This is a genomic window from Lachnospira eligens (assembly GCF_009680455.1).
GTDB classification, from domain to species: Bacteria; Bacillota; Clostridia; order Lachnospirales; family Lachnospiraceae; genus Lachnospira; species Lachnospira eligens_A.
The window spans coordinates 156,959-179,815 of record NZ_WKRD01000004.1; the positions used below are offsets into that span (position 1 = coordinate 156,959).

The following is a 22,857-nucleotide window of genomic DNA, read 5'->3' on the forward strand; positions in this document are numbered from 1 at the left end:
AGAGGAGGATGATTTTCTTATGAAAAAATATTATGTGCTTGATACTAACATTCTGCTTCAGAGTCCTGGTGCTATATATGGCTTTGAAGATAATACGGTTGTTATTACGGGAACGACGCTTCAGGAGCTGGACTCAAAGAAAAATCCTGATGGGGAGATTGGATATAATGCGCGTCAGACAGCAAGAATACTGGAAGATATAAGAAACAGGGGTAATCTTATAAAGGGAGTTAAGCTGAAAGAAACAGATGGTAAGCTGATATTTGAGCCAAATGAGGTTTCACAGGAAAATCTTCCGGAGGGGTTCGACATTAAGAAGCCGGATAACAGAATTATCAGCTCATGTATTGGGATTGCAAGAAAGACAAAGAGAGCAGTTATCCTTGTTACTAATGACATTATGATGAGAATTGCTGCAGCAGCATGTGGAGTTGAAGTTCAGGAGTATAAGAATGATCAGATAAAAGAGTCTTCATATGTGGGGTATCGTGAGATTAAAACATCACGGGAAATTATTGATGATATATATAAGAAGCAGAGTCTTGCTCCAGAGATATTTGCTGATGAGAAGCCATTTGTGGCAAATGAATATATAACACTTACAGACGGTAATACTTCTGCATTATGTGTATATAGAGACAATTGTATCAGGCTGCTGAAGGATACAACTGCATTTGGAATAAGACCACAGAACAGGCTTCAGAGATTTGCACTTGATGCACTTTTAGCTCCGGCAGAGGAGATACCGCTTGTAATACTACGTGGACCTGCTGGAACAGCAAAGACATTTTTATCAATGGCAGCAGCACTTGATAAGACATATACTGATGAATTTACAAGACATACCAGTAGCACATCATATGACAAAATATATATCGGACGTGCAAATGTATCAAGTGATGAAGCATTTGGTTTCCTTCCTGGAGAACTTGAGGATAAGACAAGACCATTGCTTGGATGCTTTTATTCTAATCTTGAGGATTTACTTAGAAAGGGTAATCATGAAGAAGATGCCCAGATACAGATTCAGATAGATGATATGATGGAGACAGGGCTGTTGAGGGTATTTCCATTAGCTTATATAAGAGGTATGAGCATAAAGAACAGTTTTATAATATGTGATGAAGCGCAGAATATAGGAAGGTCGCTCATTAGGGATATTGTCACACGATGTGGACAGGGGTCCAAGCTGGTGATTCTTGGCGATACTAACCAGATTGATGTCCCATTTCTGGACAAGACTAATTCAGGACTCACATATCTTGCTCATAATATGAAAGGCAGTACTAAATGTGCGCAGATAACATTTACAGAGAAAGAGTCTGTGCGTAGTGCACTTGCGACAGAAGCACTTAACAGACTTATGTAAAGTAAAATGTCTGACAGTAATAGAATATGGGTTTAAGAATAATAACAGCGTTCAGAGACAGAAGCAGCGGATAGGCTGCGGGGCAGTTTCTGGGCGCTTTTTTGAATATTTCCGGTAAAGAAATGCTTTCGTGAAATGACCAGATTTATCATAAATTAATTGGAATTACATGTGAAAAAGATTATAATATAAACAGCATTTGTCAAGTTTAAAAATAATATAGAAGGAAGGGATATTTATAAGTTTATCAAAAGAATATGTAAAAATGCGAATGGAGCGCAACAAGGAAATAGCTACATCTGCGAATCTGGCTGACAGCCTGACAGAACAGCAGTGTGATGTACTTGAATGGGCCTCTGACATGAGGCATGTAATGCATAAGAACAGTGAGGCATTATATGATGTTAACGCACCTAAGCATAAGGAAATTAAAGCATTTATAAGTGATACACATTATTCACAGAATCCGAATAACCTTAATAAAAGATTAAAAGATGCTGGATTACCGCTTATCAAGTGGTCATTTGATGATACAAGGATTCCGACAAATGAGCTGGCAATGATTCTTGATAACAGAAGACTTGAGAAGAGCAGAAAAAGGCAGTGTATCAGGACATTAGAAAAAGCGAATGCTGATATTGAGAATTATTTTGCACAAATTGACGCAAAATATCTCACATTTTATTGTCCATCAGGAAATAAGAGAGTTTTTAGTAATCAAAGTAAAGGGGTCAGTGTGGAGTCAAGGAATGTTACCATTGCAGAAGGCTATACAATTATGGGAATCGAGAGTCTTAAGAATAATATAGCCTATCTGCTTCATGTGTATGCTGGTCAGATTAGTATTGAAGATATTGTTGCATATGTCAATGAAGATATAGAAAACAGGATTTATCATATGGATGCTTCAATGGCTCCACAAAGTGTTCATAAAGCGACTAATGCCCTGGTTGAAACAGGATACATAAAACCTGATACTAAAGAACTTATTTATATTAATCTTACTAAAAGAGGCGACGCATTTGTAGGAAGCTACTGTGGGACGCTTAACAAGATAGCAGCTTCATTGTCCATACTGCCATTTAATAAGGCGCACAAGAATGATATTGTTTATTATAGCTATCTGATTGGATGGCAACGTGCTAAAAGAGAGCTAAAGCCACTGATTCCTAAAACAGTCGATTTTATCAGTAATAAGATAAAAGAGAAGCAGGAGATGATGTATACCGGTGACGATAGTAATTATGCCGTGGAGATGGAGCAGACAATTATCCAGAGCATGAATATTAATAGTTTGCCGGTTGTCTATGAGGTTAAGAAGGGTACATATGTAATAGCGGAGATAACGACATTATTTGGAAAGATTAATGTAAGTATTATTAATTCTTTGTTTGTCGGAAGTGCATATACATTAACAATTCCGCAATATCAGTATACTGCAATAATTCATATGGCAGATAATATTGATTATGGAAAGATTCCTTATGAGGTACAGAAACAATTGAAGGCGGTTGTTCCTGTACTTATGAAGTTATTACAGTGAGAGTGGAGGCAGGGGCAATGACCAATATATATAAGAATATTTATCTGAGAAAAGAAGAAGAAGTTTTATATAATATTAGAAAAAATGTGGATGAAACAGTGGAGACACCAACCATATCAAAGATAATAGATTATGTTCTGGCTGATCCATATGAACATATTATATATATGGATGTTAAGCTTAAGATGGTAACAAGTTATGATGCAACCAATGTATTTGTTGATACCGGTTATAAAAATATGTCAGGAGAACCATTATTTCTGTCGCTTGTGTTAAAGGACGATGTATTTACCGGCAAATATGTGGGAACGATTGATCAGCTTGGCAATGCAATTCTTACCATTGTAAAGATGAGAGTCAATGAACAGGAAATATATGATAACATGGAATTTCTTAAGAACAATTATGGCAATTATAAGCAGTTTGTTGATGACTGGGATCTCAAGGCTGGAGAGAGAGAAAAAGATAATAATCTAGGGGATATGAGTACTTTGTTTGAAGGAATTGATATATCAGAATTCCCGGAGACAGCAGAAGAAATCCCTTCAAGTGAGGATACAGCAGCTGCGTCAGAATCAGATTTTTATGAAGAAGATATGGATGCTGAATCAGAAAATGGGCAGGAATTATTGTTAGAAGAGATTAAGAATGATAAAATGCATGTGTATGACTACATTCCTGATAAATTGTATCTTGTTGAATGTCACACAATGCTAGGAACTATCAACTTCTCACTTGTTAATAATTATATGGATGTATTCGGGGACAAAATACCTCTATACAGCCTGTTTATTGTTCAATACAATCAGGGTACAAGCCTTGGACAGTTATTACAGGATGTGGATTTAAGACAGTATAATCTGCAGATTCCAGATAAGATTATTGATGAAATAAGTGATGCTGTGAATTATATCAGGGGGTATATGGGGAGAGAATAAAAACGAGAAATTCAAGGAGAAATAAGAGAATGTCAAAGGATGAATATTTAATTACCGATGCGCCCCTTAAAGCACTGACTGTTTTTGCCATGCCTATGATTCTGGGTAGTTTTTTCCAACAGGTATATAATATGGCTGACTCAATTATTGTCGGTCAGTTTGTCGGTTCATCTGCACTTGCGGCTGTCGGAGCATGCGCTGCTCTCACAAATGTATTTATTTGTGTGGCACTTGGTGCCGGGGTAGGTGCCGGAGTGCTTGTGAGCCGTTATTTTGGTGCAAGAAATTATAGTAAAATGAAGACCATTGTATCAACATCATTAATCAGTTTTCTGATTTTAAGTGTATTATTGGGAATCTTTGGTTTCGGGTTATCACATCCAATGATGAGTTTATTACAGACACCGGCTGATATACTGGATGAAGCTGTACTGTATCTTCGTGTTTATTTTGTGGGATTTCCGTTTCTGTTTATGTACAATATTCTTTCAACGATGTTTACTTCAATCGGTGAATCAAAGATTCCGTTAGTGCTTCTGATATTTTCTTCCGTCTTAAATATTCTGATGGATCTTTGGATGGTTGCTGGCTTAGGACTTGGCGTGTTTGGTGCAGCTCTTGCAACATTGATTGCACAGGGGATTTCAGCAGTATTTTCATTTATAATTTTCTTTTGCCGTATGCGTCGGTATAAAAGTCACTTTGACTGGTTTGACAGGAAAGAGTTACGTTCAATGCTTCAGATTGCCATACCATCAATTCTTCAGCAGTCTACAGTATCGATTGGCATGATGATAGTACAGGCAGTTGTAAATCCGTTTGGTACACAGGCACTTGCAGGTTATGCTGCAACAATGAGAGTAGAAAATGTATTTTCACTTATATTTGTATCCATTGGAAATGCAGTGTCACCTTATGTTTCCCAGAATCTTGGTGCAAAGAAAATTGGGCGTATTAAAAAAGGATATCACGCTGCGCTTGTGTTAGATATATGTTTTGCAGTCCTTGCTTTCATAGTCATTGAGACACTGCATACACACATTTCTTCACTGTTCCTTGGTAAAGATGGAACAGCTTTGGCATATCAGGTGTCAGGGGATTATATGAAATGGTTAGGTTACTTTTTCATTTTCATGGGTATCAAGATGGCAACGGATGGAGTCCTTCGTGGGCTGGGAATCATGCGGCCATTTCTTATAGCTAATATGGTTAACCTTGCAATCCGCCTGTCAGTTGCTCTGATTTGTGCACCGCGTTTTGGTATAGCATTTGTCTGGCTTGCTGTACCAGCTGGCTGGTTTGCAAATTTTCTGATTTCCTATGTGGCACTCAGAAAGTCATGGCCGGTTGAAAAAGTTGATTGATGATATAATAAAAGAAAATGACTGGATTGTAGAAGGTTCTCCTAGAAAGGTTTTTAAAGAAAGCTTTGACTGCTGTGATAATGTTATTGTATTAGATGAATACACAATTATAAGATTAGTAAGAGTATTTAAACGATGGATTAGGCAAAGGAGAGGAAGAGAGTCTTATAATTCAAGACCAACATGGGATTTTTTATGGTTGAACATTAAATGGGTTTTTGAATTTAATCGAATGAAAAAAGGATTATTGCAGGAACTGAGCACTTATGGGGAGAAGGTTAAAATATTTAAACATTCAAAAGATGCGTATGCATTTGTTATAAAAAGCTATCTGCAAGCTTAGTTCAATAGAGGAAGTTATTATGATAAGAGTAGTACAAAAAGCAGATATAACTAAAGTAGCAGACATATGGCTGGATACTAATATAAAGGCACATAATTTTATATCTGCTCAATACTGGGAAAGTAATTATGAGATGGTAAAAGAAATGCTGTTACAGGCGGAGGTCTATGTGTGTGAGAGTAATGGGGAAATACAGGGATTTATAGGTTTAAATGGTGATTATATTGAAGGGATTTTTGTCTGTGATAGATTGCAGTCGCAGGGCATAGGAAAACTTTTGCTGGATTTTGTAAAGGAAAGCAGAACGCAATTAAGTTTAAATGTGTATCAGAAAAACACAAGAGCAATACATTTTTATCAGAGAGAAGGATTTGAGATTCAGAATGAAGGATTGGACGAAGCTACGGGCGAAAAAGATTATGTAATGACATGGCGGTAATATGTGTATATTCCCTATAATGTATTCAGAGATAAATATTTTGATGTTAAATGTTAATTTTGTTCAAGACAGCAGATGCATTCTGCATAATGGAAAATATGATTTTGCAGGCAACAGAGCTTGGAATTGCTTCGAGTATAGTTTCAAGGGGCTACGAAACATTTGAAAACCGGGATGGGTCAATATTTCCAATAAGCTAGTAGAGAACTCCCTAGGAATATGGTATAACAATAGTAATCATAATCATGTATGAAAGAGACGGATTATTTTAATGAGAAAGACTATTGCATATTACCATCTTCCGGGGCTGTTTGAATTCTATGAGTTGTATGAAGCATTTTTGCCGATATATCGGGAGCACAGAGAGTATTTCTATGATTGGTGCGGGATTGGCTCAATATATGGTGCGCCTGCAGACTGTATCTGGGGCGGTGGACGAATAGGTTCCGGTGAACATGGTGTGCAGGAAGTTATGAATCTGATGAGTGAATATGGGATATCGGCAAGGCTGACATTCAGCAATTCACTGCTTCGCGAAGAACATTTAGCTGATGAAAAATGTAATGCGTTATGTAAGGCACTTAATGACAGCGAGGGAATTAGCAATGGCGTGATTGTACATTCGGACATTCTTGCCAGGTATATCAAGAAGCATTATCCCAATCTTTATCTTGTATCATCGACAACGAAGGTGCTGACGGATTTCAATGATTTTCTGGATGAAGTAAAAAGAGAAGATTTCCAGTATGTAGTGCCGGATTTCAGGCTGAATAAAGCATTTGATAAGCTGGCGAAGCTGACAGATAAAGAAAAGGATAAGGTGGAATTCCTGTGTAATGAGTGCTGCTGGTTCGGATGTTACGACAGAAAGAACTGCTATGAGATTGTGAGCCGCCAGAATCTTGGCGAGGACTGTCCAGATCATGTATGCGTTGCACCTGATTCACAGAGTGGATACCGCTTTTCTAAGGCAATGGAGAATCCGGCATTTATCAGTGTTGGTGATATCAGGAATACATATATGCCGATGGGATTTTCCAATTTTAAGATTGAAGGACGCGGGCTTGGAAGCGCACTGGTTCTGGAATTTCTGTTATATTATATGACGAAGCCGGAGTATCAGATACATGTGAGAGAAGATATATATCTGGATAATATGCTGGATTTATTCTGAAAATGTTATGAAACTAATATGATTTTTAAGGCACAAAGTACATTGCTTTGTGTCTTTTTTGTCTGAATGCAACTTGGTGTGCTTATAATGCAACTTAGTAGTAAGCGTATAGACATGGGGATGGAAAAAGTATATATATGAATATTGCGGTAATGGCAAGCTGGATGTGGTAAAATGGATTAATAAATACATGAAGTGATTCTCAATAAGGAGGGGCGTATGTCGGATATTATTAAGATAGAACATCTGAATAAATGTTTTGGCGATGTGAAGGCAGTTAATGACTTAAGTTTCCGCGTAAAGAAGGGAGAATTGTTCGCATTTTTAGGTGTAAATGGTGCTGGAAAAAGCACAACGATTTCTATTATATGCGGGCAGTTACGCAAGGACAGTGGAAATGTGTGGATTAAGGATAAAGAAGCAGACAGGGCAGGCAGTGAAACAAAGAGGCTGCTGGGAGTTGTGTTTCAGGACAGTGTTCTTGATAAACCTCTTACGGTTAAGGAGAATCTTAAAAGCAGGGCGGCGTTGTATGGAATTACTGGAAATTCATTCGAAAAAAGACTGGCAGAACTGGTGGAGATACTTGATTTCGGGGATTACATTAACAGACCGGTTGGTAAGCTGTCAGGCGGACAGAGAAGAAGAATTGATATTGCAAGGGCGCTGATTCACAGACCGGAGATACTGATTCTTGATGAGCCGACGACGGGACTTGACCCGCAGACAAGGCTTCTTATATGGAATGTTATTGAGAGACTTCGTACAGAGGAGAACATGACGGTATTCCTTACAACTCATTACATGGAGGAGGCGGCAAGTGCCGGATATGTTGTGATTCTTGATAAGGGAAGCATCGTGGCAGAGGGAACTCCTTTGGAATTAAAGAATGAATATGTTCAAGATACGATATCTTTGTATGGAGTTACAGAGGATGAGATTAAAGCTTTGGAAACAGAGTACAAAGCAATCCGTGATGGTTACAGGATTCAGGTTAAGAACACACTTGAAGCTACGAAAATGATTGTGAAACATCAGGAGATATTCCGTGATTATGAAGTCGTAAAAGGCGGTATGGATGATGTATTTCTTGCTGTGACTGGGAAAATATTGGGAGGTGGTCAGTGATGAAAGAGATAACCGCACTTGTAAGCAGAAACAGAAAACTCTTTTTTAAGGACAAAGGAATGTTGTTTTCATCAATGATAACTCCGGTAATTCTTATTGTTTTGTACGCAACATTTTTAGCAAATGTATACAAAGATTCTTTTGTTTCTGCAACTAAGGACATGATTGATTTACCAGACAAAATAATTAACGGCACAGTGGCAGCACAGTTAGCTGCGGCACTTCTTGCAGTAAGCTGTGTAACTGTTACATTCTGCGTCAATCTTACGATGGTTCAGGACAGAGCCAGCGGAGCAAGAAAAGATTTTGATGTTTCGCCTGTAAGCAAAACAAAGATTTATATAGGATATTTCTTATCAACAGTACTTAATTCGCTTATGGTTAATGGCACAGCACTTGCATTATGCCTGCTTTACATATTGAAGATGGGCTGGTATATGAGTGCGTCAGATGTAATATTTGTTATATTGGATATGATTCTGCTGGTGTTATTTGGAAGCACGCTTTCAAGCATTGTAAGCTATCCGCTAAAGACGCAGGGGCAGTTGTCGGCGGTTGGAACAATCGTAAGTGCAGGGTATGGATTTGTGTGTGGTGCATACATGCCGATATCTAATTTTAGTTCAGGGCTGCAGAAAGCATTGTCCTACCTTCCGGGTACATATGGAACTTCCCTGGTTAAGAACCACATGCTCAATGGAGTGTATAAAGAGATGGCGGACACAGGGCTTCCGTCAGAAGCGGTCACAGTCATAAGGAACACTCTCGACTGTAATCCTGTATTCAGGGGACATGTTGTTGGCGTGTCACAGATGTATTTAATCATGGCTGGGAGTATAGTTGTATTCGGAGCAGCTTATCTTCTGATTATCATGATTCGGGAGAGATAATAATCTTAATATAATCTTAATATCATATAAAAATGCTTAACCCCTTTTTTAACATAATTCTGGTAGATTTCAATTATGTTAGAAAAGGGGAATTTTTTATGTTTGACAACAGGATAAGAAAACATTTGTCATCATTCCGGGTTATAACAATTGGATTTGGTGGATTAATTATATTAGGAGCATTGCTTCTTATGCTGCCGGTTTCATCAGCCAGTGGTTGTGTAACACCGTTTGGTGATGCATTATTTACATCTACATCAGCGGTATGCGTTACCGGATTAGTAGTACTGGATACAGGAAGCTACTGGTCTTTATTTGGACAGCTTGTAATAATTACGCTTATACAGATAGGAGGGCTTGGCGTAATTACTGTTGCTGTTGCATTTTCTATATTGTCAGGAAAGAAAGTGTCTTTAATGCAAAGAAGCTTTATGCAGGAATCTGTATCAGCACCAGTGGTTGGCGGAATAGTCAGGCTTACCGGATTTATATTAAAAGGAACATTCATTATAGAATTATCAGGAGCATTGCTTATGATGCCGGTATTCTGCAAGGATTATGGATTGAAAGGAATCTGGTTTGCAATATTTCATTCAATATCAGCATTTTGTAATGCAGGATTTGATGTGCTGGGAACAGCGGATAATCAATTTGCTTCAATGACGACATATGCCTGTAATCCTGTTATTAATATTACATTGATGCTTCTTATTGTGATAGGTGGAATTGGATTTGTTACGTGGGAAGATATTAAGAATAATAAGTATCATTTTAAAAGATATAAGATGCAGAGCAAATTAATAATTGTTACAACAGCCGTTCTTATAACAGTACCTGCAATTATATTTATGATAAATGATATGATGACTGGAAGCGAGAGAATGCCTGTATTTAAGGCACTTTTTCAATCAGTGACATTAAGGACTGCTGGATTTAATACGGTTGACCTTAATGCAATGAAACAGGCATCTGTAATGATTATGATAATTCTTATGCTTATAGGTGGTTCACCAGGTTCAACAGCAGGTGGTATGAAAACAACTACATTTGCAGTTCTTATGGGAAACATGGTTGCAACATTTAAGAGAAATAAGAATATTCATTTTTTTGAAAGAAGAATAGATAACGATACAGTTAAAAATGCAGCTACGATAGCTATGATGTACATTACATTATTTGTTACGGGCGCATTTATTATAAATGTCACAGATGGAATTTCATTAGGAAAATGTCTTTTTGAAACAGCATCAGCAGTAGGTACGGTCGGATTGACATTAGGTATTACTCCACAGCTTGGAATATTATCAAGAATTGTTCTTATTATTCTTATGTTTATGGGCAGAGTTGGCGGTCTTACTTTAATATATGCTGCTTTTTCTGGAAATGGAAACAGCTATTCAAAATTTCCTGAAGAAAAGATTAATATAGGATAGGAGTACAATATGAAAAAGAATGTATTACTTATAGGAGCCGGAAGATTTGGAAAACATATGGCTATGCAGCTTAATCAGCTTGGACATCAGGTGATGGCAGTTGATACTGATGAGAACAGAATTAACGATGTTATGAATATAGTCACAAATGCACAGATTGGAGACAGCACGAATGCTGAATTTTTAAAATCATTAGGTGTTGGAAATTTTGATGTGTGTATGGTGACAATTGGTGACAGTTTTCAGAATTCGCTGGAAACAACATCACTGTTAAAGGAACTTGGCGCCAGATATGTGGTATCAAGAGCTGAGCGGGATGTACAGGAAAAATTCCTGCTGCGTAATGGTGCAGATGCGGTTGTATATCCTGAAAAACACGAAGCAAAGTGGGCTGCAGTACGCTACACTGCGGACCATATTCTTGATTTAATACAACTGGATAATACTCATGCAATTCTTGAAGTGGAAGTTCCTGAGTCGTGGTTAGGAAAAAGTATTATTGAACTTGATATAAGAAAAAAATATGGAGTAAACATAATGGCTATAAAGCATAATGACTCAATAAATGTAAATGTTGAACCAGATATTGTACTTACAGAAGATATTACATTACTTGTGTTAGGAGATTATAAAAATCTGAAAAAATGCTTTAAGGTTTAAGATTAGGGGGCATGAGCATGAAGACGGGATTGATTATAATAATACTGATAGTTGTGATATTATTATTTATGGCAGCAGGATGGTATGTTATGAATAAAATAGACGGATTTATGAACAGAACAAGAAGAACCAATGACAAAGATACAATGAATGCTGTATTGAATGAAAGTGATGATAACGAAAAAAAGAGATATTAAATTGAAAATGTGTTATTATATACAAAATAAAATAAGGTGGTAATTATAACGGAAAAGACATTAAAAAAACTTGTAAAAGAATTCTTAATAACAATAGGCCTTTTAAGCATTGCAACAGTAATAGGAATGCTGCTTATATATATTGGATTTACAGAATCAAATGTTATTATGGTATATCTTCTGTGCGTGCTTTTGATTTCGATATTCACTAATGGATATATCTGGAGTGTGGCGGGTTCGCTTGTAAGTGTTGTTCTGATGAATTTCTTCCTGACAGAACCAAGATTTACTTTTCATACATATGACACAGGATATCCGCTCACATGTGTTATTATGCTTGCTGCGTCAATGCTTACAGGAACTCTGGAATCTAAACTGAAAAAACATGTTCGTATGTCAGAACAGGCTGCTTACAGGGAAAAGACACTACAGTTAAGGGCTAATCTTTTAAGGACGATTTCACACGATTTAAGAACACCACTCACATCAATATCAGGTAATGCCAATAATCTTATGTACAATTATGATAAGCTTGATAATGATACGAGAGAGCAGATATTTACAGATATATATGATGATTCAGAATGGTTAATCAGTCTGGTAGAGAATATATTGTTTGTAACAAGGTTTGAGGATGGAACAGTAACTCTTAATATGTCTGACCAGCTGATAGATGAAGTTATTGCTGAAGCGTTAAAACATATCAACAGAAAAAGCTGTGAACATAAAATACATGTGGATTGCGGCAAAGAACTGCTTCTTGTGAGAATGGATGTCAGACTTATAATACAGGTTATTATTAATATAGTTGATAATGCGATAAAGTATACACAGGAAGGCTCTGATATATATATTAAAGCAAGAAAAGAAGGCAGATATGTAATTATATCCGTTGAAGATAATGGCGAGGGAATACCTGATGATATGAAAGAAAATGTATTTGATACATTTTTTACCTGTAACAATGAAATTGCAGATAACAGAAGAAGTCTCGGACTTGGGTTATCTTTATGTAAAACTATTATAAATGCACATGGAAGTGAACTGGAATTAAGGGATAATACACCACATGGATGCATTTTCGAATTCAAACTGCAGTTAAGTGAGGTACATTTAAATGAATAAAACGCAGGTTCTTGTAGTTGAGGATGATTCACCAATAAGAAATCTCATAACAACAACATTAAAAACTAATAATTACAGGTATTTAACTGCTGTAAATGGAGAGAGTGCCATCTCGCAGACTGCATCACATAATCCTGATATAATTCTGCTAGACTTAGGACTTCCTGATATAGATGGGGTGGAAGTTATAAAAAAGATAAGAACATGGACTAATACACCAATAATTGTTATAAGCGCAAGAACTGAAGATGCTGATAAGATAGAAGCACTTGATGCAGGGGCAGACGATTATCTTACAAAGCCATTTTCAGTAGATGAGCTTCTTGCAAGGTTGCGTGTAACAGTAAGAAGACTGTCGCTTATGCAGACAGATATGACTCAGAATACAAGTGTATTTGAGAATGGAGATTTAAAAATTGATTACGCGGCTGGCTGTGCATATCTGAATGGAGAGGAGCTGCATCTTACACCTATTGAATATAAGCTTCTTATATTATTATCAAGAAATGTAGGAAGAGTGCTGACATACACTTATATTACTAAGAATATATGGGGGAGTTCATGGGAAAATGATCTGGCATCACTTAGAGTATTTATGGCAACATTAAGAAAGAAAATTGAAAAAGATGTCAATTCCCCGCAGTATATACAGACGCATATTGGTATAGGATACAGAATGCTAAGAGTATAATTATGGATTTCCTCATAAAAGTGTAAAACGGTGTATAATATAACCATAAAATATATGGAGGTTAATTATATTGGATATTTAACCAGATAAGCAGATTTATTTTTAAATGAATGGAAAAATAATGCTCACAGATATCCTTTAATTATAAAAGGGGCATACGTTAAAATAGGACTAAATCAAGAGAAACCTTATAAAACAAGGGCTTGAATGATTTAAGTCCTATTTTTTCATATCAATTTTGAGGTAAGAGGACTCAATACTATAATTGAAATTGAACGTTTACATGGTGTAAAATGAAAGAAAACAGATAAAGGAGATTTGAATTATATGAATTATATTACATTAAATAATGGAGTTAAAATTCCACAGATAGGTCTTGGTGTTTTTAGAACACCAGACGGAGCTGATACAGCTAATGCAGTAAAATGGGCGATTGAGGCTGGATACAGACATATTGATACAGCTAAGGTTTACGGCAATGAAAAAAGCGTAGGCGAAGGCATACGTATGAGTGGCATTGACAGAAGGGATATATTTGTTACAACTAAGCTTTGGAATGAGGATATTAGACAGGGAAGAACTAAAGAAGCATTTTTACAGAGCTTGGAAGACATGGGACTTGATTACATAGACTTGTATCTTATTCACTGGCCAGCTAACGGTTATGAGAAGGCGTGGGCAGATATGGAGGACCTGTACAAGGCTGGCAAAATCAAGGCAATCGGTGTAAGTAACTTCAATGTTCACCATCTTGAGACTCTCAGTGAAAACTGGACAGTTGTACCAGCGGTTAACCAGATTGAGATTCATCCTTATTACGCTAATATTGAAAATGTTGAATATGCTAAGAAGAATGGTATTGCAATAGAAGCCTACAGCCCACTTGGAGGCAACGGAGCAGGAACACTTGAAAATGAGGTGATTATTGCACTGGCTGACAAGTATGGTAAGACACCTGCACAGATTGTTTTAAGATGGGAGCTTCAGAGAGGAATAATTGTACTTCCAAAGTCAACGCATCAGGAAAGAATTATTTCTAATTTTGAAGTGTTTGATTTTGAATTGTCTGAGGGTGATATGAATGCCATAAATGAGCTTAACAAGAACGAAAAACACGGTTCTGACCCAGAAACATTTAATTTTTAAGAGGAACTTGACTTTTGAATCGGCTTAAAAATCGAAACACGGCACAAAGCACCGAATATTCTAATCAACCAGTCCCTTGTTCTTCCACTTTCCGCTATTCCAGCGCAGCACCATGCCGACAGCCCTGATGCACTCGTCACTTGCGAGTCCGATGTAAGCACCGACTGCGAGAAGCCCCAGATGCAGTCCGAAGAAGTATGTTCCGCCGACCGCCGCAAGGTACATGAAAACGGCACCCATGACAACCGGGAAAACGGCATCACCGCTTGTCTTCAGTGCCTGACAATAGACCAGATTGGTGACTCTTCCAAGCTCCAGCACAACATCAATGGCGAGAAGCTTTGTGACTAGGTTTATCATCTGTACGTCATTCGTGAAGATTCGCACAATGTAGTTACCCAAAAGCGCAAATGTGATAGAAAGGCAGGATGCCGTAATCACACCATAGATAGCGGCCTTGCGAGTGCCCTTATCGCATTCGTCATACTCCTTTGCACCGATATGCCAGCCGGTCAGAATGGCATTTGCCTGAGCTAAGGCAGCACCGATACAGTACGAAAAGTTAGCAATCTGTGAGGCATAGGAACGCGCTGTGACGTTCATTCCGTCAGCATCCATCTGGTTCATGAAACGCACTACAAGAGTCATGGCGATATTGTAAAGTGCGGTTTCACAGGCAGACGGAAAGCCAATCTTTATAATCTGTCCGAGAATTTTTCCGGAAGCTATGCGCTCAGGACTGTTCTTTGCCTTGATGAGCACAGCGCCCATTGTGGCAACAATAATCAGATTGACAATACGTGAGATAACCGTTGCAGTGGCAACACCCATAACGCCCCAGTGCATTACAAAGAGAAAAACAGCGTTAAGTATAAAGTTAATGACATTTCCAATAATTGATGCCCAAAGTGACTGCTTTGTGTAGCCGAAAACTCTCAGGTAGCTTGAATAAATCGGTATGAGAGCATTTAAAAAGCAGGCACCTCCAACAATGCGCAGATAAGTATTTGCCGAATCAAAAAGCGCCGGTGCAATGCTGACCATTTTGAGAATATTTCCGGAAAAAACAGTCAGAAAAACAGCCATGAGCACACCTATTACAGCGTTAAATATAAGTCCAAGCTGCCTTGCCTGATATGCTATACCTGGTTTTCCGGCACCGATATTCTGCGTCATGACAGCAACCATACCGCTTGAGATGATACCAAACATGATGATGAAAACGGAGATGTATGTATTTGCCGTGCCGACAGCACCAACCGCCTGGTCGCTCACGGATGACAGCATAAGAGTGTCAACCATGCCTGCCAGCATGTAAAAAAGTGTTTCAAAGCATATTGGAATGGAAAGCTGTGTAAGTGTTTTTCTTTGAACCTGCATATAGATTTTACCTCATTTATAATGTATGTATACCTTGTGATATTAACAGAATGAAAGCAAACTTCTCGTTATAAGCTTCATTAGGGAGAGGAAGATATAAAGAAGAGAAGCTTGCATGTATCAATATATTACATTATCACAAATAATTCTTGTATTATTTCAAGGGAAAATTGTACTATTTCCACTTTATCTATTACTAAGTTACTGCTCATACCACAGCGTAGATTCACTAAATCCTAGGGAACAAATAAAAAAATGCACACCTTATGCATGCAATATGTTAAAATATAGAACAGTTGATATGTAATTATTACAGCAAACAAACCGGATGGGAATTAAAAGAGACTAAGGAATATGTAGAAAAATGTATTTTGAATTAAAAGAAAACCGGCCACACGGCACACCGGAAAATCCGTTCAGTCAATATCATATCAGTGATGTAAAGCGTGCATTCCAGATTCCGGTACACTGGCATGATGAGCTGGAAATTATATATGTAAAGCAGGGCAAGCTGCATGTGACCATATCAGGTGAAAACTATATAGGAAGCCCAAAGGATACATTTGTGGTATCTCCGGGCAGTCTGCATTTCATGGGCTCGCCGACAGGAGATGCAGATTATTACACATTTTTGTTTCCTCTTGAATATATATCATTTCAGACGGACGATCTCATGGAAAAATCAATCCTATCCCCTCTCAAACGAGGCAGACTTATGATTAGTCCTCAGATAAATGATACAGCAGCAGATATATGCGAGCGGCTGATAGAGATAAATGCACAGATATCAGGGAAAAACGCAGAAAACACAGATGCTGCAAATATAGAGGCGCAATTTGAAACCAAAATAACTCTCATCAAATTCATCCAGAAAATGTGGAGCAATAATCTAATACTGGAAAATGGCACAAATGGCACCAACACAATAGAAAAAGAAATGATAACGTATATTCAGCAAAACTATACAAGGGAAATTTCACTGAAGGAATTTGGTGCACAGTTTCATTTGTCAGAAAAATACATATCACGCTACTTTAAAGAGCATTTTCATATTACTCTGTCGCAGTATATCAATCATCTCAGGCTGGAGCATGCCAGACAGCTATTGGAGGAATCAGCAACATCCGTTACTGAGGTTGCAATGTGCAGTGGATATCAGAATGTGAGCTACTTTATACGCAGCTTTAAGAAAATGTATGGGGTATCACCTCTTAAATACAGAAAAGCTTCCTGTATAATTTAAACATAGGTCAAGAGATTAAAGAAAAAATCCGCAATTTAGCGGATTTTTTTAATACATTCATTAAATAAAAGCAATCTGTTATCCTTATCAGCAGATATTTTCAATGAAGATTGTTCATTAAGCTTCATAACCAAAGAAAGAACATCACTAACCGAATGCTGCACTGGTCATATACGCCGGAGCAGAAGGAAGAGGTGAAAAAAGCACTTGCCGCAGGAGTTCCGAAAGCAACGATTCTTACTTACTTTTATCCGGAGGTCACTGTGGAGAAGATGAGTTCATATCGGAATAAGCATTAAATGATATCGCATAGGCACAGGAAATGTGGTATACTGCGCCTATGTAAAAAAGAATGTGTTTTGCAAATCGGTATTTATCATTTGTTAAGGAGGAATAGTAAATGGTTGGAAGAATATATCATGTAGGATTGACGGTTTCAGATTTAGATAAATCAATTGCATTTTATAGAGATATACTTGGACTTAAATATCAAGGAGAAATCATGATGGTTGGCGAAGAGACAGATAAAATGTTTCAAAAGAAAAATTGTAAGGCAAGGGTTGCTTATTTGAATGGTTCTGAGAATATTGAAACACCGCCTGTTGAATTGATTCAATTTGTAGACAGCAAAATCCACAAAGAACAATCAGACTTGTTTACGACATCTATCTCGGAAGTATGCTTTTATACGGATGACATTGATTCTGTCTACAAAGCCCTTATCGAAAATCATGTGGAGTGCTTGTCTGAACCGCAGTATTTCGATTTCAGGGCAGATGGATTTGTGGAAAGCAGAGCGTTTTATTTCAGAGACCCGGATGGAATCATTCTTGAGATGATGCAACCGTTATAAAAGGACACTAAATCGGAAGTTGGAGGATACACGCATGAAAATTGTAATCATTAATGGAAGTGCCAGAAAAGGAAACACGCTGACAGCAATCAATGCATTTATAAAAGGAGCATCAGAAAAGAATGAAATTGAAATCATTGAACCTGACAAACTCAACATTACACCATGCAAGGGATGTGGTGTCTGTCAATGCTCTAAGGGATGTGTCGATAAGGATGATACAAATCCTACAATTGATAAAATTGCTGCCGCAGATATGATTCTTTTTGCTACACCAGTTTATTGGTGGGGAATGTCAGCACAATTGAAACTTATCATTGATAAGTGCTACTGCCGTGGATTGCAGTTAAAAAATAAAAAAGTTGGCACGATTGTTGTAGGCGGTTCTCCCGTAGACAGTATCCAGTATGAGCTGATTGATAAGCAGTTTGACTGTATGGCAAAATATCTTTCATGGGATATGCTTTTCAAAAAATCATATTACGCAACAGCCAGAGATGAACTTGAAAAAAACAAGGATTCCATGAACGAACTTGAGGGGATCGGAAAAAATTTATAAAGCACGTTCCAAATTCAAGTTTGGAGAAATAGACTATTGAGAACATACGAGAATAAAGACGAACTTAAAAAAGAGATAAATAAAAGCTTTGCAAAGTATATTTTTGAATTTAATGATATTCCAGAATCTTTAAAGGATAAGAGGGTTGATGAAGTTGACCGAACTCCGGCAGAAAATCTCGCTTACCAAGTTGGATGGACAACGCTCGTCCTTAAATGGGAAGCAGATGAAAGAAAAGGTCTTCATGTCAAAACTCCTTCAGATGATTTTAAATGGAATCAGCTTGGTGAATTATATCAATGGTTCACAGATACATATGCGTATCTGTCACTGCAGGAGTTGAAAGATATGTTGAATGATAATATTAATTCTATTTATGCAATGATCGATTCGCTAAGTGAGGAAGAATTATTTAAACCACATATGAGAAAATGGGCTGGCGAAGCAACTAAGACAGCTGTCTGGGAAGTATACAAGTTCATACATGTTAACACAGTTGCTCCATTCGGAACATTTAGAACTAAGATTAGAAAATGGAAAAAAATAGCACTATAACTCAGAAGTTGTATTATTGAATAAAATGGAGATTTTGATATGAAAGACAAGGCAAACAAGGGTTATTGGCAACGACTTGCAAAAATATATGCACCTTTGATGGAGTCAGATAAGAAATTTTATAATGCAATCTGCGGATATATTAGAGATTATCTCAAATCTGATATGAATGTATTAGAATTAGCTTGTGGAACAGGGCAGCTATCTTTCCCATTGTCTGATTGTACTAATAGCTGGACGGCAACCGATTTTTCGGAAAATATGATTAAGCAAGCGAAAAGGAGAGGTACAACAGAAAAACTTAGTTTTTGCGTAGCCGATGCAACGGCACTTTCATATGAGAATGAAAATTTTGATTGTGTAGTAATTTCAAATGCACTGCACATTATGCCAGAGCCTGAAAAAGCAATGCAGGAAATTCGTAGAGTATTAAAAAAAGACGGCATTTTGTACGCACCAACCTTCTTATGGGCAGAGAAAAAATCAAGTGGTTTACGAAAGCGATTGATGTCTATTACAGGATTTAAAGCATACAAAGAATGGAACAAGGAAAATTTTTGTGAGTTTATTACGGATTATGGCTTTACAGTTGTCAAAGTGAATTTGGTGGATGGCGGTTTAGCTCCTGTTGGAGTCTTGATTGCGAAAAAAACTAATTATTAAATTCCAATTTCATTAGACAGTGTATGATTTTTAATTTCATTAGACCGTGGAATCAGGATATTTGATCAGTTCGTATAATTTACTGCCGTTTTTGCAGGTACGGACGCCTGCCAGTTCCATGCCAAGGTGTCTGTATTTATCACTTTTCAGTTTGGCATCGGTATCCAGTACGACCGGGAGTCCCAGTCTGTTGCCCTCGGCAAACGCAAGCTCCAGCGCTTTCCTCATATAGCCTTGCCCCTGGTATTCTTCCCGCACACATACCAATCCGACAAACAGGTATTTTTGTTTTTTCTTTTTCAGTTTCTTTTCAATGGAAGATGATCCACCGCTTCCGAGAATGCTGAGCATCCGTACCACTTCACCAAAGGATGATCCTGCAAACATCCCTTTTATCAGCTTTTGACCTGCCTTCAGTCCCACTTTTTCATCACAGCGCTTATAGGCAATAAATGCTTCCTGCTGCGGACCGGTTGTATAAAGCATACCTGCCTGCAGTACCATTTCCACATAGCCGTTGATATAACTGACGACTGCGTCTTTGCTGCTGTATGCGGAAACAAGCCCCTTTTCGCCCTGAGCATATTCATAATAACCGAATGCATGCCCGATCGCATTGATATCTTTTTCTGATAATGTTTCAACCTTCATGATTTTCCTCTCACATCTTTTTCATATATCGTTACTCTATAGTGGCTCAGTTGTCAAGACAAAAATCTAAGCTTTTTATAAAAATAGAAAGGGTCAAGTTGCTGATAGACTACAGACACAGATAGGATGTTGAAAACTATGTAGAAATATGATAATATTCGATTAGTATAAACTAACTAAATGGCAAATGAATATGCAGAGGTGCTATTATGACAAACCAAAAATACAAAAATCTCACTCTGCGGGAGTTTGACGCTGCGGCGGAGAAATTTGATGACAGTGACCCCAGCGTGTACAACCTGTGCCGCAAGGATTACCCCGACTTGTTGGAGGAGCTTTTGAAAGAACCCTGTCAGGACGTACTGGACTGTGGCTGTGGTACAGGGGCAATGCTGGTCATGTTCCGTGATGCCTGCCCCGACAAACAGTACACTGGCAAGGAAAGATACGGTATTAACAAATTTTCCTTTGTTTTGTCCAAAGTGTAAAGAAGAAAGCCTGATTGATGCAGAAAAATTTATAGTAAAGGAAGCCAGACGCTAAGACGCAGTGCAGATTGTAATATTACAGTTTTGCACTGCGTCATTTATATTATGGGAGGAGGAAAGAAGGATGAAACTCTATTTTGGAAATATGGTAACAACAGTTACTACACTTATGATTGTATCGCTGGTTGGGCTTGTTGGATACTCAATCGGTAACAGAAGCAACATTAATTTCTGGGGCAGAAGGAGCCTGATTGTTTTGGCATATGGTCTTGTTATATGCTGCTTTGCAGCCGCAAGAGACGGACTGGATAAAACAATTCAGTATACGATAGATGGAAGCTGTAATCCCGGAATATTTTCACTTGTGAGTGTTCCAAACATCGTCGGATGTGTCGGAGCTGCAATCATAATTATTGCAGCAATAGCAACACCAATTGCAAAGTCACAGCATATGCGTGAGATATGGTTTTATGTGATGTCCGGTGGAGTGATGCTAAAGATTGTAGTTATGGAGATTGCAAGAATTATACAGATGTTTTAGGAGTGTTTTCATGAGAGTAGAGACTGAAAGAATGGGAGGTGACATTACCGCAGAATATAAAGATGGGCAGTTATACATCATGGAACGAATAATAATGTAGAATGAAAGGAACAAAAAAGATATGAAGAATAAGTTATTTTTGATGATTATGGTAGTTATGGTATGTTCATTGACCGCATGTGGGCAGCAGGAAAACGGAAGTATGACTAATACCGGAAACAGTACAGAGCAGGTCGTTACGAGCGAAGATAATAGTGAGCTGGCAACAGCAGAAGATAATAATATGGAGCAAACAGAGACGAAGAAACAAAATCAATTACAGGATGTGAAGCCGTCATATAAAGAATTCAGAGGTGTATTAGATGAAATTGATTCGAATATTCAGCCGGGAACAGCCGGAAATGGAATGAATTCTATTAAAACTGCAACACATTTGCTTAACTGGGGAGTTGGAACCAGTATGACCACAGATGAGATTAAAAAAGAGACAGTATCATGGCTTTCTGATAAAGGAAACTCTGAACAGGTGGAATTTTCGAATAAGCTTGCATCTGTGTATGATGTATATCAGAAATTATTAGGTCCTAATGCAAAAGAATTACTTGAGCAGGCAGGCTGTGATGATGCGGCATATCCATGGAGCGATGCTCCGGTTGAAACAATTGAAGCAATTGTAGAGGTAGTACAGCTCCCGGATGAACCGTAAATGAAAAGTTTTGTTAATCCCCCATTTGAAATGGGGGCCGAGGCAAAGCCGTAGCGTTACCTAGAGTGCTAGAAAATAAAACCTTGCGTGTTATAATGATATTGGTTTCGCAGACCATATCAAAACACAGGAGGTATCCAAATGGATAATCAAAGTATAACACACACACGCTGGAATTGCACATATCACATTGTTTTTATTCCAAAGTTTAGAAGAAAAATAATGTATGGTGAAACAAAGAGAGATTTAGTAGAAACAATCAAAAAATTGTGTGAGATGAAATAGGTAACACTAACAGATGGAAAAGTATGTATTGATCATGTACATATGTACATTGCAATTCCACCGAAACTATGTGTTTCAGAGTTTATGTCATATCTGAAGGGAAAAAGCACATTGATGTTGTTTGACCGACATCCGGAATATAGGAGCAAGTGGGGAGATAGACATTTTTGGGCGAGAGGATATTACGTATCGACAGTAGGAAATGTGAATGAAGAAACGGTAAGAAAATACATACAGGAACAGGAAGAAAACGATAAGTAAGAAGATGGAAGGAAGTAATGAGCTTCCTTTAGGAAGCAACAAGTAATTATGGTGTTGCGAAACCCCGCCTTTGGTGGAACCAGTATAATCCCCTGGAGGGGGCAAAATTAAACCCCCATTTGAAATATCTTTTTCCGCATTGAATATTAAGAGACTTGTTGGTGTACGTCTTTTGCTGTTTTATTATATTCTTTCAAAAAATGAAAGCTAATCTTTGAATAAATATTTTTTG

27 protein-coding genes and 2 pseudogenes are annotated in these 22,857 nt (G+C 37.7%); 27 read left to right on the forward strand and 2 right to left on the reverse strand.

The window, feature by feature from the left end:
* Positions 1–19 precede the first annotated feature (19 nt).
* The 16 genes from GKE48_RS06330 to GKE48_RS06405 all read left to right on the forward strand — a co-directional run bounded on the left by GKE48_RS06330 (position 20) and on the right by GKE48_RS06405 (position 14,440).
* Entirely contained in the window at positions 20–1,369 is a 1,350-nt protein-coding gene (locus GKE48_RS06330) for a PhoH family protein (protein ID WP_154300685.1), read from the forward strand.
* 265 nt (positions 1,370–1,634) lie between these two features.
* Positions 1,635–2,912 (forward strand): hypothetical protein, encoded by a 1,278-nt coding sequence (locus tag GKE48_RS06335; RefSeq protein ID WP_022097747.1) that lies wholly within the window; start codon positions 1,635–1,637, stop codon positions 2,910–2,912.
* Positions 2,913–2,929: 17 nt separating this feature from the next.
* A complete protein-coding gene (locus GKE48_RS06340) occupies positions 2,930–3,850 on the forward strand; it encodes a hypothetical protein (RefSeq protein WP_022097746.1) in 921 nt (306 codons plus the stop codon).
* Positions 3,851–3,879: 29 nt separating this feature from the next.
* Positions 3,880–5,214 (forward strand): MATE family efflux transporter, encoded by a 1,335-nt coding sequence (locus GKE48_RS06345; protein WP_154300686.1) that lies wholly within the window; start codon positions 3,880–3,882, stop codon positions 5,212–5,214.
* On the forward strand, positions 5,207–5,557 hold the full coding sequence (locus GKE48_RS06350) for a P-loop NTPase family protein (protein ID WP_173016897.1): 351 nt from the start codon (positions 5,207–5,209) through the stop codon (positions 5,555–5,557). Before GKE48_RS06345 ends, GKE48_RS06350 begins: the two co-directional genes overlap by 8 nt.
* 19 nt (positions 5,558–5,576) lie before the next feature.
* Entirely contained in the window at positions 5,577–5,996 is a 420-nt protein-coding gene (locus GKE48_RS06355) for an N-acetyltransferase (protein WP_154300688.1), read from the forward strand.
* 50 nt (positions 5,997–6,046) lie between these two features.
* Positions 6,047–6,196 carry a hypothetical protein gene (locus GKE48_RS06360; protein ID WP_154300689.1) on the forward strand — a complete coding sequence of 50 codons (150 nt, stop codon included), beginning with the start codon at positions 6,047–6,049 and terminating at the stop codon, positions 6,194–6,196.
* Between the two features lie 71 nt (positions 6,197–6,267).
* Complete coding sequence (locus tag GKE48_RS06365; protein ID WP_154300690.1) at positions 6,268–7,170, forward strand: hypothetical protein; 903 nt, start codon at positions 6,268–6,270, stop codon at positions 7,168–7,170.
* Between the two features lie 219 nt (positions 7,171–7,389).
* Complete coding sequence (locus GKE48_RS06370) at positions 7,390–8,298, forward strand: ABC transporter ATP-binding protein (protein ID WP_154300691.1); 909 nt, start codon at positions 7,390–7,392, stop codon at positions 8,296–8,298.
* Positions 8,298–9,188 (forward strand): ABC transporter permease, encoded by an 891-nt coding sequence (locus tag GKE48_RS06375; protein WP_154300692.1) that lies wholly within the window; start codon positions 8,298–8,300, stop codon positions 9,186–9,188. The genes GKE48_RS06370 and GKE48_RS06375 overlap by 1 nt, the downstream gene beginning before the upstream one ends.
* A gap of 98 nt (positions 9,189–9,286) precedes the next feature.
* On the forward strand, positions 9,287–10,621 hold the full coding sequence (locus GKE48_RS06380; protein ID WP_154300693.1) for a TrkH family potassium uptake protein: 1,335 nt from the start codon (positions 9,287–9,289) through the stop codon (positions 10,619–10,621).
* A gap of 9 nt (positions 10,622–10,630) precedes the next feature.
* The gene (locus GKE48_RS06385) at positions 10,631–11,281 is read left to right on the forward strand and encodes a potassium channel family protein (protein WP_012740446.1); all 651 of its coding nucleotides are present in this window, start codon (positions 10,631–10,633) and stop codon (positions 11,279–11,281) included.
* A 17-nt stretch (positions 11,282–11,298) separates the two neighbouring features.
* Complete coding sequence (locus GKE48_RS06390; RefSeq protein ID WP_022098252.1) at positions 11,299–11,478, forward strand: hypothetical protein; 180 nt, start codon at positions 11,299–11,301, stop codon at positions 11,476–11,478.
* A gap of 36 nt (positions 11,479–11,514) precedes the next feature.
* Positions 11,515–12,603: a sensor histidine kinase gene (locus tag GKE48_RS15000; protein WP_253007812.1), complete on the forward strand. Its 1,089-nt coding sequence runs from the start codon at positions 11,515–11,517 to the stop codon at positions 12,601–12,603.
* On the forward strand, positions 12,596–13,294 hold the full coding sequence (locus GKE48_RS06400) for a response regulator (RefSeq protein ID WP_022098254.1): 699 nt from the start codon (positions 12,596–12,598) through the stop codon (positions 13,292–13,294). The genes GKE48_RS15000 and GKE48_RS06400 overlap by 8 nt, the downstream gene beginning before the upstream one ends.
* A gap of 327 nt (positions 13,295–13,621) precedes the next feature.
* Positions 13,622–14,440, forward strand: coding sequence for an aldo/keto reductase (locus GKE48_RS06405; RefSeq protein ID WP_154300694.1), 819 nt, complete (start codon positions 13,622–13,624; stop codon positions 14,438–14,440).
* Positions 14,441–14,500: 60 nt separating this feature from the next.
* On the opposite strand, the gene GKE48_RS06410 is transcribed toward GKE48_RS06405, so the two are convergent.
* Complete coding sequence (locus tag GKE48_RS06410; protein WP_154300695.1) at positions 14,501–15,820, reverse strand: MATE family efflux transporter; 1,320 nt, start codon at positions 15,818–15,820, stop codon at positions 14,501–14,503.
* A gap of 364 nt (positions 15,821–16,184) precedes the next feature.
* Between GKE48_RS06410 and GKE48_RS06415 the strand changes: the two genes are divergently transcribed.
* The 6 genes from GKE48_RS06415 to GKE48_RS06435 all read left to right on the forward strand — a co-directional run bounded on the left by GKE48_RS06415 (position 16,185) and on the right by GKE48_RS06435 (position 19,693).
* The gene (locus GKE48_RS06415; RefSeq protein ID WP_154300696.1) at positions 16,185–17,063 is read left to right on the forward strand and encodes an AraC family transcriptional regulator; all 879 of its coding nucleotides are present in this window, start codon (positions 16,185–16,187) and stop codon (positions 17,061–17,063) included.
* Between the two features lie 110 nt (positions 17,064–17,173).
* Positions 17,174–17,362 carry a helix-turn-helix domain-containing protein gene (locus tag GKE48_RS14530; RefSeq protein WP_165437550.1) on the forward strand — a complete coding sequence of 63 codons (189 nt, stop codon included), beginning with the start codon at positions 17,174–17,176 and terminating at the stop codon, positions 17,360–17,362.
* Positions 17,363–17,463: 101 nt separating this feature from the next.
* Positions 17,464–17,916: a VOC family protein gene (locus tag GKE48_RS06420; RefSeq protein WP_154300697.1), complete on the forward strand. Its 453-nt coding sequence runs from the start codon at positions 17,464–17,466 to the stop codon at positions 17,914–17,916.
* A 34-nt stretch (positions 17,917–17,950) separates the two neighbouring features.
* On the forward strand, positions 17,951–18,475 hold the full coding sequence (locus GKE48_RS06425) for a flavodoxin family protein (RefSeq protein WP_154300698.1): 525 nt from the start codon (positions 17,951–17,953) through the stop codon (positions 18,473–18,475).
* Positions 18,476–18,511: 36 nt separating this feature from the next.
* Positions 18,512–19,030 (forward strand): ClbS/DfsB family four-helix bundle protein, encoded by a 519-nt coding sequence (locus GKE48_RS06430; protein ID WP_012740436.1) that lies wholly within the window; start codon positions 18,512–18,514, stop codon positions 19,028–19,030.
* Positions 19,031–19,069: 39 nt separating this feature from the next.
* Positions 19,070–19,693 (forward strand): class I SAM-dependent methyltransferase, encoded by a 624-nt coding sequence (locus tag GKE48_RS06435; protein WP_012740435.1) that lies wholly within the window; start codon positions 19,070–19,072, stop codon positions 19,691–19,693.
* A 39-nt stretch (positions 19,694–19,732) separates the two neighbouring features.
* Here GKE48_RS06435 and GKE48_RS06440 read toward each other — a convergent pair whose 3' ends face one another.
* Positions 19,733–20,344, reverse strand: a complete 612-nt coding sequence (locus tag GKE48_RS06440) for a GNAT family N-acetyltransferase (RefSeq protein ID WP_008119056.1) — start codon at positions 20,342–20,344, stop codon at positions 19,733–19,735.
* A gap of 209 nt (positions 20,345–20,553) precedes the next feature.
* Between GKE48_RS06440 and GKE48_RS14765 the strand changes: the two genes are divergently transcribed.
* The 5 genes and pseudogenes from GKE48_RS14765 (at position 20,554) to tnpA (ending at position 22,625) form a co-directional block, all read left to right on the forward strand.
* Positions 20,554–20,832 (forward strand): class I SAM-dependent methyltransferase, encoded by a 279-nt coding sequence (locus GKE48_RS14765; protein ID WP_055287865.1) that lies wholly within the window; start codon positions 20,554–20,556, stop codon positions 20,830–20,832.
* Positions 20,777–20,906: pseudogene (locus tag GKE48_RS06445) on the forward strand (cysteine-rich KTR domain-containing protein). The gene GKE48_RS14765 and the pseudogene GKE48_RS06445 overlap by 56 nt, the downstream one beginning before the upstream one ends.
* Before the next feature lie 50 nt (positions 20,907–20,956).
* A complete protein-coding gene (locus GKE48_RS06450) occupies positions 20,957–21,373 on the forward strand; it encodes a hypothetical protein (protein WP_117913803.1) in 417 nt (138 codons plus the stop codon).
* A gap of 121 nt (positions 21,374–21,494) precedes the next feature.
* A complete protein-coding gene (locus GKE48_RS06455) occupies positions 21,495–22,079 on the forward strand; it encodes a hypothetical protein (protein WP_055214011.1) in 585 nt (194 codons plus the stop codon).
* Between the two features lie 141 nt (positions 22,080–22,220).
* Positions 22,221–22,625: pseudogene (gene tnpA / locus GKE48_RS06460) on the forward strand (IS200/IS605 family transposase).
* The last annotated feature ends 232 nt before the right edge of the window (positions 22,626–22,857 follow it).